The sequence below is a fragment of the Caballeronia sp. LZ028 genome (genome assembly GCF_031451415.1).
Taxonomy (GTDB): Bacteria; Pseudomonadota; Gammaproteobacteria; order Burkholderiales; family Burkholderiaceae; genus Caballeronia; species Caballeronia zhejiangensis.
The window spans coordinates 457,768-473,042 of sequence record NZ_JARUXN010000001.1 but is presented as its reverse complement, the minus strand read 5'-3'; the positions used below and the strand labels follow the sequence as shown (position 1 = coordinate 473,042).

Below are 15,275 nucleotides of genomic sequence, written 5' to 3'. Positions count from 1 at the left end.
CAGGTTCCTTTGGCGCTCGCTTCGCGCTTACTTGTTCACGGCGATCGGCGCATCTTCGAGCGCGGCCGGCGGCAGCTTCGCGCGGCGCTCGGACGGCAATGCCTGCAACGCGCGGCGGCCGCGTCGCCCCAGAAAGTACTCGCGGATGAACGGATGATCCACCGCGCACGCCTCTTCCACCGGCGCCGCGACGAGCACGCGATGATCCGCCAGCACCGCGACGCGCGTGGACAGCGCGACCATGGTGTCGAGATCGTGCGTGACCATCACGACCGTCAGACCGAGCGCGCGATGCAGCGTCGCGATCAGATCGACGAATTCGTCCGATGCCTTCGGATCGAGACCGGCCGTGGGTTCGTCGAGGAACAGCAGTTCGGGCTCGAGCGCGATCGCCCGCGCGATGCCGACGCGCTTCACCATTCCGCCCGACAACGCGGACGGCATCTTGCTCGCGTGCTTGCACGACAGGCCGACCATTTCGAGCTTCAGCATCACGAATTCGCGGATCAGGTCCTCGGGAATCTTGCCGAGTTCGCGAAACGGCTGCGCGATGTTGTCATATACCGTCAGCGACGAAAACAGCGCGCCTTGCTGAAACATCATGCCGGAGCGCGTGCGCAGCATCTTCGCGGTTTCGTCGTCCATTTGCGCCCATTCCTCGCCGAGCACGCGAATGGTGCCCGATGTCGGCGACTCGAGGCCGAGAATCTGCCGCACGAGCGTGGTCTTGCCCGAGCCCGAACCGCCGAGCAACGCGACGATCTCGCCGCGCCGCACATCCAGATTCAGATGCTCGTGAATCACCGTGCGCCCGTACCGCTTGGTGAGATCGCGCACTTCGATCACCGGTTCCGCGATGACGGGCGGCGGCTGATGACGAACGGCGGTGGCGAGCGTGGTCGACATGGCGGTCAGAGTCCGACGTTCTGGAACAGGATCGCGAAGACGGCGTCCGCGAGAATCACGATGGTGATCGACGTCACCACGGACGTCGTCGTGCCTTCGCCGAGACTCTGCGAATTCGCCTTGATGCGAAAGCCGAAGTGACACGCGGCGAGCGCGATCAGCATGCCGAACACGACGCCCTTGCCGAGCCCGATCCACAGATTCGCGATCGGCACGACCGACGGCAGCGAGCGAATGAAGAAGTTCATGTCGATGGACAGCACGAGCTTCGCCGCGAGCGCGCCGCCCGTCAGCGCGATGATGTTGGTCCACATGACGAGCAGCGGCATTGCGATGCCGAGCGCGATCACGCGCGGCAGCACGAGGCGCAGGCTATGCGGAATGCCCATGACCTGCATCGCGTCGAGTTCTTCGGTGACGCGCATCACGCCGATCTGCGCGGTGATCGCCGAACCCGAGCGGCCCGCGACGAGAATCGCGGAAAGCACCGGCCCGAGCTCGCGGATCACGGAAAGCCCGAGAATATTGACGATGTACTGGTTCGCCCCGAACGCCTGCAACTGCTGCGCGGACAAGTAGCTCAACACGATGCCGATCAGGAACGCGACGAGCGCGGTGATCGCGAGCGCCTGCGCGCCGGCGCTGTAGATGTTCGCGGAGATTTCCGTCCACGGAATGCGCTGCGGGCGCCGCACCAGCCCGATGAGATCGAGCACGAAGGCGCCGAACATCGCGAGGCCGCCGTACAGGTGATCGAAGAAACCGAAGATGAGCTGGCCGAGCCGCGTGACCGGATCGACGCGATCGACGGCTTCGGGTTCCTCGCGTTCGGCGTCGAGCAGCGCGACGCGCTCGAAGATTTCGCGCTGCGTGTCGGACAGCGCGATGGTCGCGGGCATCTTGCGTCCCCACACGCGCCAGAGCGCCTGGCCGCCGACGTGATCGAGCCGCTCGACGGAAAGCAGATCCCACTGGCTGATCGCCTCGCGCCCGATGGCGCGCAGACGCCGCGTGACGCCGCTCTTCGCGCGATCGCGAGCGAGCGCGAGCGCGGTCCACTGGCCCGATAGCCGGACCACCTTGCCCTGCAGACCGGCTTCCACTCTTAGGCGCGGCGGCGTGTCGAAGTCCAAGGATCGATGGCGCGATGAGACGCGGTTAAAGGGGAGAGGACATTGTAGCGAAGAGTGTCGGGGGGACGCGGGGATGGTGGCAGGCGGGTTTCGGCTGGAAGGCGCAAGGATCGGAATTTCCGTGTTGCGGTGCACTTGAGTCGCTGACCTATCATGGTTTCGACAACTCTGGTGCAACCGCAATGGACAAACGACTCGACCCGCTTATCTCCGAATTCGATTCGCTCGAAGAGGCTGAACTGCACGACGCCTGGTTCCGCGCGGAGGTAGAAGCGTCACTTGCGGACCCGGAACCGTCGATTCCCAACGATCAAGTATTCGCGGAAATGGATGCGCTCGTGGCGGCCAAGCGAAAGGCACGGAATGCTCGTTGATTGGCGGCCGCGCGCACGGAGACAACTCAGGGAAATCTACGAATACATTGAAGAGCGTGATCCGCAGGCGGCCGACAATCTACTTTCGATGAACAGGGAAGCAGTCCGGACGTTAGCGGATGTTCCATACATCTATCGTCACGGAAGGGTCTCGAATACCAGAGAGATGGTGGTTCATCCGAATTACCTGGTGGTTTACCGTGCGACGGACCGCGTCACCGTACTGGACTCGCTGCATGCACGGCGGCGGTATCCGAGCGACAAGACGCGCTGAAGCGGAGTTTCACGGGCTTCCAACACGCATCCCACGGCTACAATACCCGCCATGACCCCCTCTCCTATCGCTCCCTTCGCCCCCGACGCGCCTTGGCGCATCGACCGCTCGCGGCTTGCGACGCTTGCCGAGCGGCCCGCTCGCGACTGGACCATCGACATCGTCGACGAAACGGGCTCCACCAACGCCGACGTTTTGGAGCAGTTGCGCGCCTCGCGACGCGACGGCACGCCTGCACCCGTCGTCCGCGTCGCGTACTCGCAATCCGCCGGTCGCGGGCGGCGCGGGCGCGCGTGGCTCGCCGAACCGGGCAATGCGCTGCTGATGTCGGTCGGCTGCGTGCTGCGGCGGCCGATCGAAGGGCTGTCGGGTCTGAGTCTCGCCATCGGCACCGCCGTCCTCGATGCGCTCGCGCGTCTGCCGCTCACGCCATCCGCGCGTCCTGCGCTGAAATGGCCGAACGACGTCCTGCTCGACGACGGCAAGCTCGCCGGAATTCTCATCGAAACCGCGTGGAACACGCCTGACGCGACCGCGGTCGTGATCGGCATCGGCATGAATCTGCACGGCGCGGAACAACTCGCCGCGCAGGTCGACGAAGCCAACCGGCTCGCCGCGCAATCCGCGCCCGGCGCCGCGCCGGCAGCGCTCGCGCGGGCGTGGCCCGACGCCAATCTCACCGACACTCTCGCCGCGCTCCTCAACGCGCTCGACGCAGCGCTGCCGCGCTTCGAAGCCGAGGGCTTCAGGCCGTTCCGCCAGCGCTGGCTCGACGCCCACGCGTGGGCCGGACGTGAAGTCGCGCTGATCGACCAGGGCATGGAAGTGACGCGCGGCATCGCATCGGGCGTCGACGAGGGCGGCCAGTTGCTGATCGACGCGCCCGAAGGCCCGCGCGCCGTCACGACCGGCGAACTCACGCTGCGCCTTGCGAAGGAACGTCCGTGAACGCGTCGGGAACCGAGGCGCCGTATCTGCTCATCGATGCGGGTAACAGCCGCATCAAATGGTCGCTCGTCGATGAAGCCGGCGCGTCGCTCGCGAACGGCGCATTCGAGCACGCGCATCACTCGACCGTCGCCGACGACGCCGCGCTCGACGATTGGTCCGAACTTCCCGCGCCGGCGAGCGCGTGGATTTCGAACGTCGCGGGCATGCCGGTACAGAACCGCATCCAGCGCCTGCTCGACGCGCGCTGGCCGACGCTGCCGCGCACCGTGGTCCGCGCGCGCGCCGAGCAGTGCGGCGTCATCAACACCTATGCCGATCCGGCCCGACTCGGCAGCGACCGCTGGGCCGGCATGATCGCAGCGCGCGCGGCGTATCCGGGCGAGCATCTGCTGGTCGCGACCTTCGGCACGGCGACGACGCTCGAAGCACTGCGCGCCGACGGCGTGTTCACCGGCGGCCTCATCGCGCCCGGCTGGTCGCTGATGATGGAATCGCTCGGCAGCCATACGGCACAATTGCCGACGCTCGACGCGGCATCGGCGCGTGAGGCGCTGAGTCAGACGCGCAGTCTTTTCGCCACCGACACCGCCGCCGCGCTATCCGCCGGATGCCTGCTCGCGCAGGCGAGCCTGATTGAGCGTGCGTGGCGCGACCTCAAGGCCGACTGGCGCGCCGACGTCCGGCTCGTGCTGGGCGGCGGCGCGGCAAATGAAATCGCGGGCGCGCTCGACGTGCCGCACACCCGACACGATTCCCTCGTGCTGTCCGGCCTCGCGCTCATCGCGCGCGACGCGACGGCGCGCCACTCATCCTGACTTTTCTGATTTGATTGACGGACGGAGCCCAAGAATGCTGCGCTGGCTGATCGCCCTTCTGATTCTCGCCAACTTGCTGATGTTCGCGGTCATGCGCGGCATGTTCGGCCCGCTTCCCGCGGCCGGCGTGCGCGAACCGCATCACTTATTGCAGCAGGTTCATCCCGAGGCGCTCGCGACGCGCCCGCTGAGTCCCGAAGAAGCGTTCGATCAGCCGCGCGTCGGCGGACCGGCGCCTGCCGCCAACGTGCAGACCGCGCCGCTCGGGCAGTGATCGCGCGCGTGCGAATCAGCTCTGCGCGCGGACTTTCTTGAGGAGCGCGGTCGTCGATCGATCGTGCTCGAACGCGATGGCGAGCGCCTTGCCGCCCCAGCCGCGCACGAGTGCCGATTCGGCCAGCTTGTCCATGTCGTAGTCGCCGCCCTTCACGAGCACGTCGGGGTGCACGGCTTCGATCAATTGCAGCGGCGTCGTTTCCTCGAACTTCACGACCCAGTCGACGCTCTCCAGCGCGGCGAGCAGCGCCATGCGGTCATCTTCCCGATTGATCGGGCGATCGTCGCCCTTGCCTAGCGTGCGTACCGACGCATCGCTGTTCACGCCGACGATGAGCGTCGCGCCGAGCGCTTTCGCATCGGCGAGATAGGTCACGTGGCCGCGATGAAGGATGTCGAAGACGCCGTTGGTGAAAACGACGGGACCGGCGAGCGTCGGACGGCGCGCGGCGAGCGCTTCGCGCGTGATGATCTTGCGTTCGAAAATAGCGGGCATGACGGCGCTCGTTGCGATGTGCTGAAAGCGCGCATTGTGCCACGGCGCTTCGCACGGGAAAAATGCAAAACGGCTCGCCGGTGCTGACCGGCGAGCCGTCCGTTCATCGAAGCCGAAACTCAGGCCGGCTGTTCAGCCCCGCCGCCCGGCGCGGCCTGCAGGCGCTGCGTCACTTCCTTGCGATAGCGATTCAGTTCCTGCGCGGTCACGAACGAACGCTCGAACAGAATCGACAGGTTGTGCAGAATGCGCTCGACGACCTTCTTCTCCCAACTGTCGTCGAAGCGGATCTGGTCGTCCAGCCAGCGCTCGAGCCATTCGGGATCGGGCAAACGCGACTGCACGGTGTCGCGCGGGAAGAGCGCCTGATTCACATGCAGGTTGGTCGGATGCAGCGGCTTTTCCGTACGGCGCGCGGACGCCATGAGCACGCCGATCTTCGCGAACGCCGCACGCGCGGTGTCGCCGGCGTTGACGAGCGCCTTCTTCATGTAACGCAGATACGCGCCGCCGTGACGGGCTTCGTCGCGCGAAATGGTTTCATAAATGTGCTTGATGACGGGTTCCGTGTGCCACTCGGCCGCGCGGCGATACCAGTGATTCAGGCGGATTTCGCCGCAGAAATGCAGCATCAGCGTTTCGAGCGGCGGCGCCGGATCGAACTCGAAGCGCACCGCGTGCAGCTCTTCTTCGCTCGGCACCATGTCGGGCTTGAAGCGCCGCAGATACTCCATCAGCACCAGCGAATGCTTCTGCTCCTCGAAAAACCACACGCTCATGAACGCGGAGAAATCGCTGTCGTGGTGGTTGTCACGCAGGAACATTTCGGTTGCGGGAAGAGCGGACCATTCGGTGATCGCGTTCATCTTGATGGTTTTGGCCTGCTCGTCGGTGAGCAGGGAAGCATCGAATTTGTCCCAGGGAATGTCCTTCTCCATATCCCAGCGGACGGATTCCAGCGATTTATAAAGTTCCGGATAAAGCATGGTGTTCATAGTCCACCCCTGATGCCACTTATGCGACGTTATATCTGTATTGACTTTCGGCCGGAACGTGCAGACATGCCTTGCACGCGAGCAGCCAAGCTTTCAATTTTACGCGGGATTCGGTCGGCCGAAGACGAAATGCGACAACGAAGCGCGACATTTGGCGCTGCGGCAACGCGTCGCGTCCCGCGTAAACACTGCACTCCCCGTGCAAATGTTGCTGTTGTGCGTCTTGTTCTACCGTGGGTGAGGAGCGAAACCTGTGCCTGAGGTATGTTCAAGTGGCGCCGAACTGCCGCCGGAACCGCGCCGGCCGCGCAGTATGACGTGCGCGCATGACAACGATGCGATGCGCGCTTGATGCGGATTTCCGCGCCAATGCCCGACGTTTCGGGCGTCGTCGATCATAGCACGGTGGATTGACGCCAATCCGCGACGGTCTCATCGATCGGGGTCAACCCCGCGATGTGATGCACGCCGTCGTCGAACTTGCGGCGCAGCGCCGGGCTGCTGCCGCCAACCCAGATGCGGACGTGCGGCGGCAGCAGGTTGCGCAGGTCGGTCAGCCCGTTCGAAATGGACTGCGCCGGCAGCACCGCCGTGAACGACAGCGCGACGATATCGATCTTGTGCACCGACACGGCATCGACGATATCGTGCAGCGGCGTCTGCAATCCCAGTTGCACGCATTCGCACTCGGATAGCGTGAACATCGCCTCGGCCATCAGGATGCCGAGGCCGTGACCTTCGCCGGAAAGCGTCGTGAGCAGCACGCGCGGACGGCCGTTGCGCCCGCGCACGGCATCCGAGAGCGGACGTATCAGCGTGCGCAGCGTCGACTGGATCGCCTCGCTGAACAGATGTTCGTGATAGACCTGCAACGTGCCCGCCGCCCACGCATTGCCGATGCGCGCCGACAGCGGCGCCGCGACATCCAGCACGAAGCGTTCGAGGCCGTCGCGCGTTGCGCGCTTCAGCAGGCCGAAGCGGAAATCGTCATAAGCGCCCGCGCGCAGCAGTGAGATCAGATGGTCGAGCTCGGCGTCCGGCGCGTCCTGGCCGACGCCCGAGCTTTCGGCCAGTTGCTGCAGCGCGTCGATGGATTGCCCGAGCACTTTGCTCGGCCGATGTCCCGCGTCGAGCAATCGCTTCACGAGCCGCAGCTTCGTCACCTGTTCCTGCGGATACAGCCGCTCCCCGCCGGAAGTGCGCATCGGCTGCGGAAATCCATACCGGCGCTCCCAGACACGCAAAGTGTCCTTCGTCAGACCAATCTCCTGAGCGATCGCGCCGATGCCTATGCCGGTCGCGCCCGCCGTTGCGGCGCTTGGCGGCACGGGTTCCGGACGCTCGGGGCCATCGGAGATCGAATCCGAATCGAAATCTTGTTCTGATGAGTTTGTCATGGACAGATCGGTTCGAACGAAATATCGCATTCGATGCAGATTGCGTGCCCAACGCCGATGGATGGACAAACATTCCGCACCGTCAAGCTTTCATCATAGACAAAATCGAAATGTGCGTCGGTGCTGAGATGCGTTTCGGCTACGGAAATGTGCGCGTCGAGGGGAATTGGCGAGCGCGGCGGCGCTATGCGCGCCGCCGGTCGTAGTGAAGGAAGTGAGCGCGCCGGAACGCGCGTAGTCAGCCGGGTTTCTTGCGCGGCGCCGTCTTGCGCGCGGCCGCCTTCTTCGCGGCCGCCGCGTCGGGCCTTTCATCGGCGTCGTTGGCGGGCTGCTCCGCGGCGTTCTCACCAGCGGCGGCCGGCTGCGCGCCCGCGGCGCCCATCGGGTTGAGCGGGCCGCTCATGCCGGGCTGAATCATCGCGAGATGCGCAAGCTGATTGAACTGCGATTGCAGCACGTTCCACCAGCCGGTCGGATCGAAGCCGGGCGGCGGCGCTGAAGTCTGCCCCGAAGCGTCTTCGCCTTCAGCCGATGCCTCGCTCGCGGGCCCGGCGCCCGACGCTTCCTGCTTCGGGGCATCGGTCTTCGCCGCGCCGCCCATCGGCCATCCGGCTGACGCGGCCTTCGCATTCTCCGCCGCCGCGGTGTGCGCGCTCTCGACGGACGTCTGAGCGAACGCGCCGAACGCGCGCAGCGTCGCGAGCGTCGCGCGCTGCACTTCGAGCGCCTGAATCGCCGATTGCAGCATGTTGAGATTGAGCTTCAGCCAGTGCTCGACGGCGCGCATGTCGGTCACGCGCTTGTCGAGTTCTTCGATGTTGGTGAGCGGAGCGAGCATGTCGGACATCATCGAGAGGGAGGGGCCCATGCCCTGCCCGCCGCCGGGCATCGCGGCGGCGAACGGATTCAGGCGCATCAGTTCCCACATCTTGCCCATCATGTCGGCCTGGCCGAATCCGGGAAAACCGGGAATCGTGTAGGGCGGCGTGCCGCCGGCGTTATCGGTCATTCGACTCTCCTTGTTTTCGTGTGAGGTTCGCGCGGTTCAGAACGGCGCGCCGCCGGGGAAATCCGGCGCGCGCCGTTCGCGCAGCGAGCGCATGCCTTCGTGCACGTCCGGCCCCGCGAAGCCCATGAATTCGAGCGCGAGCGACGTATCGAAAGTCGGCCCCGCCGAGCGCAGCCAGTTGTTGAGCGCGTACTTGGTCCAGCGAATCGCGGTCTGCGAACCTTGCGCCAGACGGTTCGCCACTTCGATTGCCTTCGGCATGAGTTCGTTCTCGTCGACGGCGAGCGACACCAGCCCGATGCGTTCCGCCTCCTCGCCGCTCACCGGCTCGCACAGCAGCAGATAGTACTTGGCCTTCGCCATGCCGCACAGCAGCGGCCAGACGATCGCCGCGTGATCGCCCGCCGCGACGCCGAGCCGCGTATGCCCATCGATGATGCGCGCCGACTTCGACGCGATCGAAATATCGGCGAGCAAGCCCGCGACCAGCCCCGCGCCGACCGCCGGACCGTGCATCGCGGAGACGATCGGCTTGCCGCAGTTGATCACGTTATAGACGAGATCGCGCGCCTCGCGCCACACCCGCGCGCGCACGTCGAAATCGTTCGCCATCTCTTCGACGAGCCCGAGATCGCCGCCCGCCGAAAAGCCCTTGCCTTCGCCGCGAATGAGCGCGACGCGCGTGTCCGGATCGCGATCGATGTCGCGCCAGATATCCGCGAGCTCGCGATGCATGTTGGCGTCGGCGGTGGACAGGCCGCTCTTGTTCGCGCCCGCGCCGGGCATGACGACTTCGAGCACGCCATGCGGATGGCGGCGCAGTTCGAGCGACTTATAGCCCGAATACATGGATAGATCGCTCATGGTCTCGTCGATTGAAGGTTAGCGCGGCTGATAGACCCACTTGCCGTCGCGGATCTCGACCATCACGCGCGCGCGCTGATCGAGGCCGATGTGATCGTTGGGCGACATGTTGACCTGCCCGTTGGTGTCGGAAAAATTCTTCGTGCCTTCGAGCGCATCGCGCAGCGCGGCGCGAAACGCCGGCGTGCCGGGCGCGCCCGCTTTCATCGCGATAGGCACCGCGCGATTGAGCAGCATGCCCGCGTCCCACGCATACGAGCCGAACGCCGACACGGTGCCCGCGCCCTGCTTCGCCTCGTACAGTTTGATGTATTCGAGTGCGAGCCGCTTGGCCGGATGGTCGTCGGGCAACTGCGCGGCGACGAGCACCGGGCTCGCGGGCAGGAACGTGCCGTTGCAATCCGCGCCGCACACGCGCAGGAAGTCGCGGTTGCCGACGCCGTGATTGTGATAGACCTTGCCTTTGAAGCCGCGCTGCGCGAGCGTTTTCGGCGGCAGCGCGGCGGGCGTGCCGGCCGCGCCGACGACCACCGCATCGGGCTTGGCCGCGAGAATCTTCAGGATCTGCCCGGTCACGCTCGGATCGGTGCGATTGAAGCGTTCATTCGCGACCACTTCGATCTTGTGCAGCTGCGCGAACTTCGCGACTTCGGCGTAGAAGGTCTCGCCGAGCGCGTCCGCCTGGCCGATGTACGCAAGCGTCTTCACGCCATGATTGCTCGCATGCGCGATGATCGCGGAGGCCATCATCGCGTCGGTTTGCGGCGTCTTGAAGACCCAGCGGCGCTTGTCGTCGACAGGCTCGATGATCTTCGCCGACGACGCCAGCGAGATCATCGGCGTTTGGCCTTGCGCGACGACATCGATCATCGCGAGCGAGTTCGGCGTGATCGACGAGCCGATGATCGCATCGACCTGATCCTCGCTGATGAGCTTCTTCGTGCTTTGCACGGCCTGCGTGGTGTCGGAGGCGTCGTCGAGCACGATGTAGTCGACGGGCTTGCCACCCATTTCCTTCGGCAAGAGCGCGACGGTATCGCGCGCGGGAATGCCGAGCGACGCGGCCGGCCCCGTAAGCGACAGCACGAGACCGATCTTCACGTGCTGCGCCGTCTGCGCGAATGCCGCCGTTGCCACCGTCGCGGCGGCGAGCGCGAATGCCGCGCCCGCCAGAAATTTCCACTTGCCTGCCGCCATCGAAGTCTCCTTTTTTTGATCGTTCTTGTGCTGCCCGAAGAGCAGCCCGGCAAAGTGTAAGGCGAGGCTTGGGCGCGCCGCATCGGGCGAAACCCGTTCAATGCTCCGGTTGCACGACCGCCTGATCGATTGCGCCGAAGATCGACTTGCCTTCTTCGTCGAACATTTCGATCTTCACGCTGTCGCCGAATTTCATGAACTCTGTCTGCGGCGCGCCGTGCTCGATCGTCTCCAGACAGCGCTTCTCGGCGATGCAGCAGTAGCCGCGCTTCGTGTCCTTGTTCGAGATCGTGCCCGAGCCGACGATCGAGCCCGCGCGCAGATTGCGCGTCTTCGCCGCGTGCGCGATGAGCTGGCCGAAGTGGAACACCATGTCGGTGCCGCAGTCCGGCTGACCGACTTTCCTGCCGTTCCAGTGCACGATCATCGGGCGATGCACGCGGCCTTCGCGCCACGCGTCGCCGAGTTCGTCGGGCGTCACGGCAACCGGCGAGAACGCGGTCGCGGGCTTGCTCTGGAAAAAGCCGAAGCCCTTCGCAAGTTCGGCGGGAATGAGATTGCGCAGCGACACGTCGTTGACGAGCATCAGCAGGCGCACGCTGCGAAGCGCTTCGTCGGGCATCGCGGCCATGTGTACGTCGGACGTGATGACGGCGACTTCCGCTTCGAAGTCGATGCCATACGATTCCGTCGCGCACACGATGTCGTCCGTCGGGCCGATGAAGTCGTCGCTGCCGCCTTGATACATCAGCGGATCGGTCCAGAATTCGGGCGGCATTTCCGCTTTGCGCGCCTTTCGCACGAGCTCGACGTGATTCACGTACGAGGAGCCGTCCGCCCACTGGAACGCGCGCGGCAACGGCGCCATGCAGGCTTTCGGATCGAACGAAAAGCTGTTGCGCGCGCGGCCGGCGTTCAGCGCTTCGTAGACTTCCATGAGTTGCGGCGCGTAAAAGGTCCAGTCGTCGAGCGCGCGTTGCAGCGTCGAGACGATTCCATCGGCGATTGCGGCCGTGCGCAGGTCGCGCGAGACGACGATCAGCTGGCCGTCGCGCGTGCCGTCCTTCAAGGTTGCAAGTTTCATGGAGCAGTGCCGGGTGAGCGTGGTGACGCGGGTGACGTTAAAGGAAATGTATTTTACGATGGTGAATCCGCCGCCGGCACCCGGCCGAACGGCATAGGCCTTTTCGCACATGCAATCCACCTCTCTCACCGACGACGAAGACACCAGCGACGCCGCCGAAGAAAAAACGCGCTCCGGCATTCAGTCGATCGAAGTCGGCTTCCGGCTGCTCGACGTCCTCACCAACGAGCCGCGCGCGATGATGCTGCGCGATCTCGCCCAACGCGCGGGCATGAGCCCTGCAAAGGCGCATCGTTATCTGGTGAGTTTTTTGCGGCTCGGCGTCGCATCGCAGGATCCGGTTTCCGGGCGCTACGAACTCGGCGGTTTCGCGTTGCAAATGGGCCTCGCGCGGCTTGCGCGCGTCGATGGCGTGCGGCTGGCGCGCATCGCGCTCGCGGAACTGCGCGACCGGCTGGATCAGACGGTCGGCATCGCGGTGTGGGGCAATCAGGGGCCGACCGTCGTGCACTGGATGGAATCGAGCCATCCGGCGAAGGCATCGCTCAAGCTGGGCGACGTGATGCCGCTGCTTTCATCCGCGACGGGTCTGCTTTTCGCCGCGTATCTGCCGCGCAGCAAGACGCAGCCGATGCTCGATCGCGAGCTCGCCGCAATGAAGCAGACGATGGCCGATGTCGAGCCGCTTCTCGCCGAGGTGCGCGAGCACGGCGCGGCGCGCGTCGAAGGCATGCTGCTGCCGACGATCCACGCGTTCTGCACGCCGGTCTTCGATTCGACGGGCGAACTCGCGCTCGGTCTCATCGCGCTCGGGCACGAAGGCACGTTCGACACGCGCTGGGGCGGCGAAATCGACTCTGCCTTGCGCGAGTGCGCACGGGGCCTGTCGTACGAATTGGGGCACAAGGCAAGCGAGCGCTGAAAATGTCCGTCGAAGGGGCCAGGAACATCGTTTCCCTCGCGCATGTCTTATGCCTTTCGCCCGATCGTCCGTAACACGCGCTTTTCACGCTTTCCACGATGTCACTGTTTCAATTCCGCCGTCCTCGCCCCGCGTCCGGCGAGCCGCCCGATGCCGCTATCGAATCCGCCGCGCCCCGCCGCTGGGGACGCTGGGTGCTGGCCGTGCTCGTCGTTGCGGGCCTGCATCTGAGCGCGATGCGGTGGATCGAGCACAATCGTCAGCCGGCGAACGCGCCGCCCGAAACGCCGCCCGTGCAGGTGGAATTGCTGACGCCCGAGCCGATCGCGCCGCCCGCGCCGACGCCGCCCGCGCCGCCGAAACCGGCCGCGTCTCCGGAACCCGCCGCGTCTCCGAAGCTCGCCGCGCCTGCGCCGAAGCCTTCGCCCGCTCCGGTGTCGAGCGCTGCGACGCCAGAGCCCGACGCGCCCGCAGCCGCTTCCGCTCCCGCGCAAATGCCGCAGGCTCAAGCGCCGTCGCCCGCTTCGCAGACCGCGCCGCAACCCAGCGCCGCATCGGGCGACAAGTTCAGCGTCCCGCCCACGGGCGATTTACGTTACGACACGCTCGTGAACGGCATGATGAATCAGACCGGCACGATCCACTGGAGCAACGACGGCCAGCATTACGAAATGATCGTCTCGATCCCGCTGCCTTTCGTCGGTCCGTATGTGTATTCGAGCAAAGGCCATATCGACGGCTTCGGCATCGCGCCGGAACAGTATTCGGAACAGCGCGGCCGCCGTGCCGCCGATATCGCCATCTTCAATCGCGAAACGAAGCAGATCGTCTACACGAAAACGCCGCAAAGCCAGCCGCTCGCGGACGGCGCGCAGGACCGCTTCAGCGTCGTCATGCAGTTGGCGAGCCTCGTGCGCGGCGCGCCGGACAAGTACAAGCCGGGCGTCACGCGGCAATTCAGCGTCGCGGATAACGACAGCAACGAAATCTGGCCGATAGAAACCGTCGGCGACGAAACCGTGGAGGCGCGCGGCGGCTTTACGACGGCGCGCCACTTCACGCGCCTGCCGCGCAAGGAAGGCGACCGCCGCAAGCTCGATATCTGGCTCGCGCCGTCGATCGGCTGGCTGCCCGTGCGGATTCTGCAAACCGAGCCGAACGGAATGCAAATCGAACTGCTCTGGGCAGGCAAGCTCGCCGCGCCGCCGGCGGCGGCACAGGATGTCACCTCGGGCACGCAAGCTGCGTCTGATGAATCCGCGCCCGCCATGCCGAGCACGCCCGCCGCGGACAAACCGTAACGGGGCCGTCACACTCCGTCATGTCAGGCACGAGCGCATTCTTTACGGAGCCGATATGCAGTTGACGATCAATCGCATCGATACACGCTATGTTCTCGACAACGAAGGCGGCGGTCCCTGGCTCGTCTTCATCCATCAGCTCGCCGGCGATCTTTCGATCTGGGATCAGATGGCCGGCTACTTCCGCGACGACTTCACCGTGTTGCGCTACGACCTGCGCGGACACGGCGAAACGACCGTGTCGCCGGATTCGTTCACGATCGACGATCTCGCCGACGATCTCGCGCAACTGCTCGACAAACTCGGCGCGCCTTCGGCACATGTGGTCGGGCTGTCGATAGGCGGCATGGTCGCGCAGAAGTTCGCGATCAACCATGCCGACAAAGTGGATTCGCTGACGGTCGTGGGCGCGCCCGCCTTTATTCCCGAGGACGCGCGTCCGACATTCGCGCAACGTGCAGCATCCGTGCGCGAACACGGGACAGCGAGTATCGTGGAAGCCACGCTCGAACGCTGGCTCACGCCGGAGTTCCGCAAGGCGCACCCTGAAGTGACCGAGCCGATCGCGGACACGATCGCGCGCACGCCCGTCGAGGGTTTCGCGCGCGCGGCGGAGGCGATCAGCCGTTTCGATGCGCGAGACAAACTGGCTTCCGTGAAGCAGCGCACGCTCGTCGTCGCGGGTGAAAAGGATGTTGGCACGCCGCATGCTGCTTCAAAGGTTGTCGCAGACACGGTGCCGGGCGCACGCTTCGAATTACTTAACGCCGCGCACCTTGCACCGGTGGAGGAATCGCAGCGCTTCTCCGCTTTATTGGGGAACTTCTTGCGCGGTTCGAGTTGATTCTTCCTGTTTTTGTTGCAAAAGAAAGCCTCGATACAACCGGCATCACGTCGAGGCCACCCCTTGAATTCCAACCCAATCGCTCCAACTACGATTCAGGATTGCCACGGAGCAAACAAGGAATAAGGAGTGTCGCCATGCAAATGATCTACAACAGCCCCAACTATTGCGTCGTCGAATTTCCGCCGCAAGACAACCACCTCGCCATGAAGGCGGGCGGCTACGAGATCGTCGACAAGAACACGCAGCGGGAGATCTTCATTGACGGCGCGCTCGCGGCGAAGTTTCGCGAGCACGTGCAACAGTTGATCGCTGAAGAGCCGTCGCTCGAGGATGTCGATGAATTCCTCGGCCAGTTCGATATCTTGATGAATCAACCCGTCGTGCTTCACTGATGCATGCACGCGCGCGTGCGGCGCCATGCCGCTCGCGCCCGC

Annotated in this window: 18 protein-coding genes; 9 read left to right on the top strand and 9 right to left on the bottom strand. The window is 65.0% G+C overall.

Annotation, left to right across the window (positions count from 1 at the left end):
• Positions 1-27 precede the first annotated feature (27 nt).
• Positions 28-906, bottom strand: a complete 879-nt coding sequence (locus QCE58_RS02250) for an ABC transporter ATP-binding protein (protein WP_008351823.1) — start codon at positions 904-906, stop codon at positions 28-30.
• Between the two features lie 5 nt (positions 907-911).
• On the bottom strand, positions 912-2,039 hold the full coding sequence (locus QCE58_RS02245; RefSeq protein ID WP_008351824.1) for an ABC transporter permease: 1,128 nt from the start codon (positions 2,037-2,039) through the stop codon (positions 912-914).
• Positions 2,040-2,221: 182 nt separating this feature from the next.
• Here QCE58_RS02245 and QCE58_RS02240 point away from each other — a divergent pair, with 182 nt between their 5' ends.
• The 5 genes from QCE58_RS02240 to QCE58_RS02220 are packed head-to-tail and all read left to right on the top strand — an operon-like array spanning position 2,222 to position 4,727.
• A complete protein-coding gene (locus QCE58_RS02240; RefSeq protein WP_250433546.1) occupies positions 2,222-2,413 on the top strand; it encodes an antitoxin in 192 nt (63 codons plus the stop codon).
• The gene (locus QCE58_RS02235; protein ID WP_309779193.1) at positions 2,370-2,687 is read left to right on the top strand and encodes a type II toxin-antitoxin system RelE/ParE family toxin; all 318 of its coding nucleotides are present in this window, start codon (positions 2,370-2,372) and stop codon (positions 2,685-2,687) included. The genes QCE58_RS02240 and QCE58_RS02235 overlap by 44 nt, the downstream gene beginning before the upstream one ends.
• 51 nt (positions 2,688-2,738) lie before the next feature.
• Complete coding sequence (locus tag QCE58_RS02230; protein WP_034470465.1) at positions 2,739-3,635, top strand: biotin--[acetyl-CoA-carboxylase] ligase; 897 nt, start codon at positions 2,739-2,741, stop codon at positions 3,633-3,635.
• Entirely contained in the window at positions 3,632-4,453 is an 822-nt protein-coding gene (locus tag QCE58_RS02225; protein WP_008351830.1) for a type III pantothenate kinase, read from the top strand. The genes QCE58_RS02230 and QCE58_RS02225 overlap by 4 nt, the downstream gene beginning before the upstream one ends.
• Before the next feature lie 34 nt (positions 4,454-4,487).
• On the top strand, positions 4,488-4,727 hold the full coding sequence (locus QCE58_RS02220; protein ID WP_008351832.1) for a hypothetical protein: 240 nt from the start codon (positions 4,488-4,490) through the stop codon (positions 4,725-4,727).
• A gap of 15 nt (positions 4,728-4,742) precedes the next feature.
• On the opposite strand, the gene rfaE2 is transcribed toward QCE58_RS02220, so the two are convergent.
• The 7 genes from rfaE2 to QCE58_RS02185 form a co-directional block, all read right to left on the bottom strand.
• Entirely contained in the window at positions 4,743-5,225 is a 483-nt protein-coding gene (rfaE2, locus tag QCE58_RS02215) for a D-glycero-beta-D-manno-heptose 1-phosphate adenylyltransferase (RefSeq protein ID WP_034470462.1), read from the bottom strand.
• A gap of 119 nt (positions 5,226-5,344) precedes the next feature.
• On the bottom strand, positions 5,345-6,220 hold the full coding sequence (locus QCE58_RS02210) for an acyl-ACP desaturase (RefSeq protein WP_033536551.1): 876 nt from the start codon (positions 6,218-6,220) through the stop codon (positions 5,345-5,347).
• 395 nt (positions 6,221-6,615) lie between these two features.
• Positions 6,616-7,617: a MerR family transcriptional regulator gene (locus tag QCE58_RS02205; protein WP_239294312.1), complete on the bottom strand. Its 1,002-nt coding sequence runs from the start codon at positions 7,615-7,617 to the stop codon at positions 6,616-6,618.
• A 238-nt stretch (positions 7,618-7,855) separates the two neighbouring features.
• Positions 7,856-8,626 (bottom strand): PhaM family polyhydroxyalkanoate granule multifunctional regulatory protein, encoded by a 771-nt coding sequence (locus QCE58_RS02200; RefSeq protein WP_250438926.1) that lies wholly within the window; start codon positions 8,624-8,626, stop codon positions 7,856-7,858.
• A gap of 36 nt (positions 8,627-8,662) precedes the next feature.
• Positions 8,663-9,490, bottom strand: a complete 828-nt coding sequence (locus tag QCE58_RS02195) for an enoyl-CoA hydratase/isomerase family protein (RefSeq protein ID WP_008351843.1) — start codon at positions 9,488-9,490, stop codon at positions 8,663-8,665.
• Between the two features lie 18 nt (positions 9,491-9,508).
• Positions 9,509-10,687 (bottom strand): ABC transporter substrate-binding protein, encoded by a 1,179-nt coding sequence (locus tag QCE58_RS02190; protein ID WP_250438915.1) that lies wholly within the window; start codon positions 10,685-10,687, stop codon positions 9,509-9,511.
• A gap of 97 nt (positions 10,688-10,784) precedes the next feature.
• A complete protein-coding gene (locus tag QCE58_RS02185) occupies positions 10,785-11,771 on the bottom strand; it encodes a fumarylacetoacetate hydrolase family protein (RefSeq protein ID WP_175979741.1) in 987 nt (328 codons plus the stop codon).
• 109 nt (positions 11,772-11,880) lie between these two features.
• Here QCE58_RS02185 and QCE58_RS02180 point away from each other — a divergent pair, with 109 nt between their 5' ends.
• The 4 genes from QCE58_RS02180 (at position 11,881) to QCE58_RS02165 (ending at position 15,233) form a co-directional block, all read left to right on the top strand.
• Entirely contained in the window at positions 11,881-12,693 is an 813-nt protein-coding gene (locus QCE58_RS02180; RefSeq protein WP_250438904.1) for an IclR family transcriptional regulator, read from the top strand.
• A 98-nt stretch (positions 12,694-12,791) separates the two neighbouring features.
• Positions 12,792-13,994, top strand: coding sequence for a DUF3108 domain-containing protein (locus QCE58_RS02175; RefSeq protein WP_250480228.1), 1,203 nt, complete (start codon positions 12,792-12,794; stop codon positions 13,992-13,994).
• A gap of 55 nt (positions 13,995-14,049) precedes the next feature.
• Entirely contained in the window at positions 14,050-14,838 is a 789-nt protein-coding gene (locus tag QCE58_RS02170) for an alpha/beta fold hydrolase (RefSeq protein WP_008351848.1), read from the top strand.
• Positions 14,839-14,975: 137 nt separating this feature from the next.
• Positions 14,976-15,233, top strand: a complete 258-nt coding sequence (locus tag QCE58_RS02165) for a DUF3567 domain-containing protein (RefSeq protein WP_008351849.1) — start codon at positions 14,976-14,978, stop codon at positions 15,231-15,233.
• The last annotated feature ends 42 nt before the right edge of the window (positions 15,234-15,275 follow it).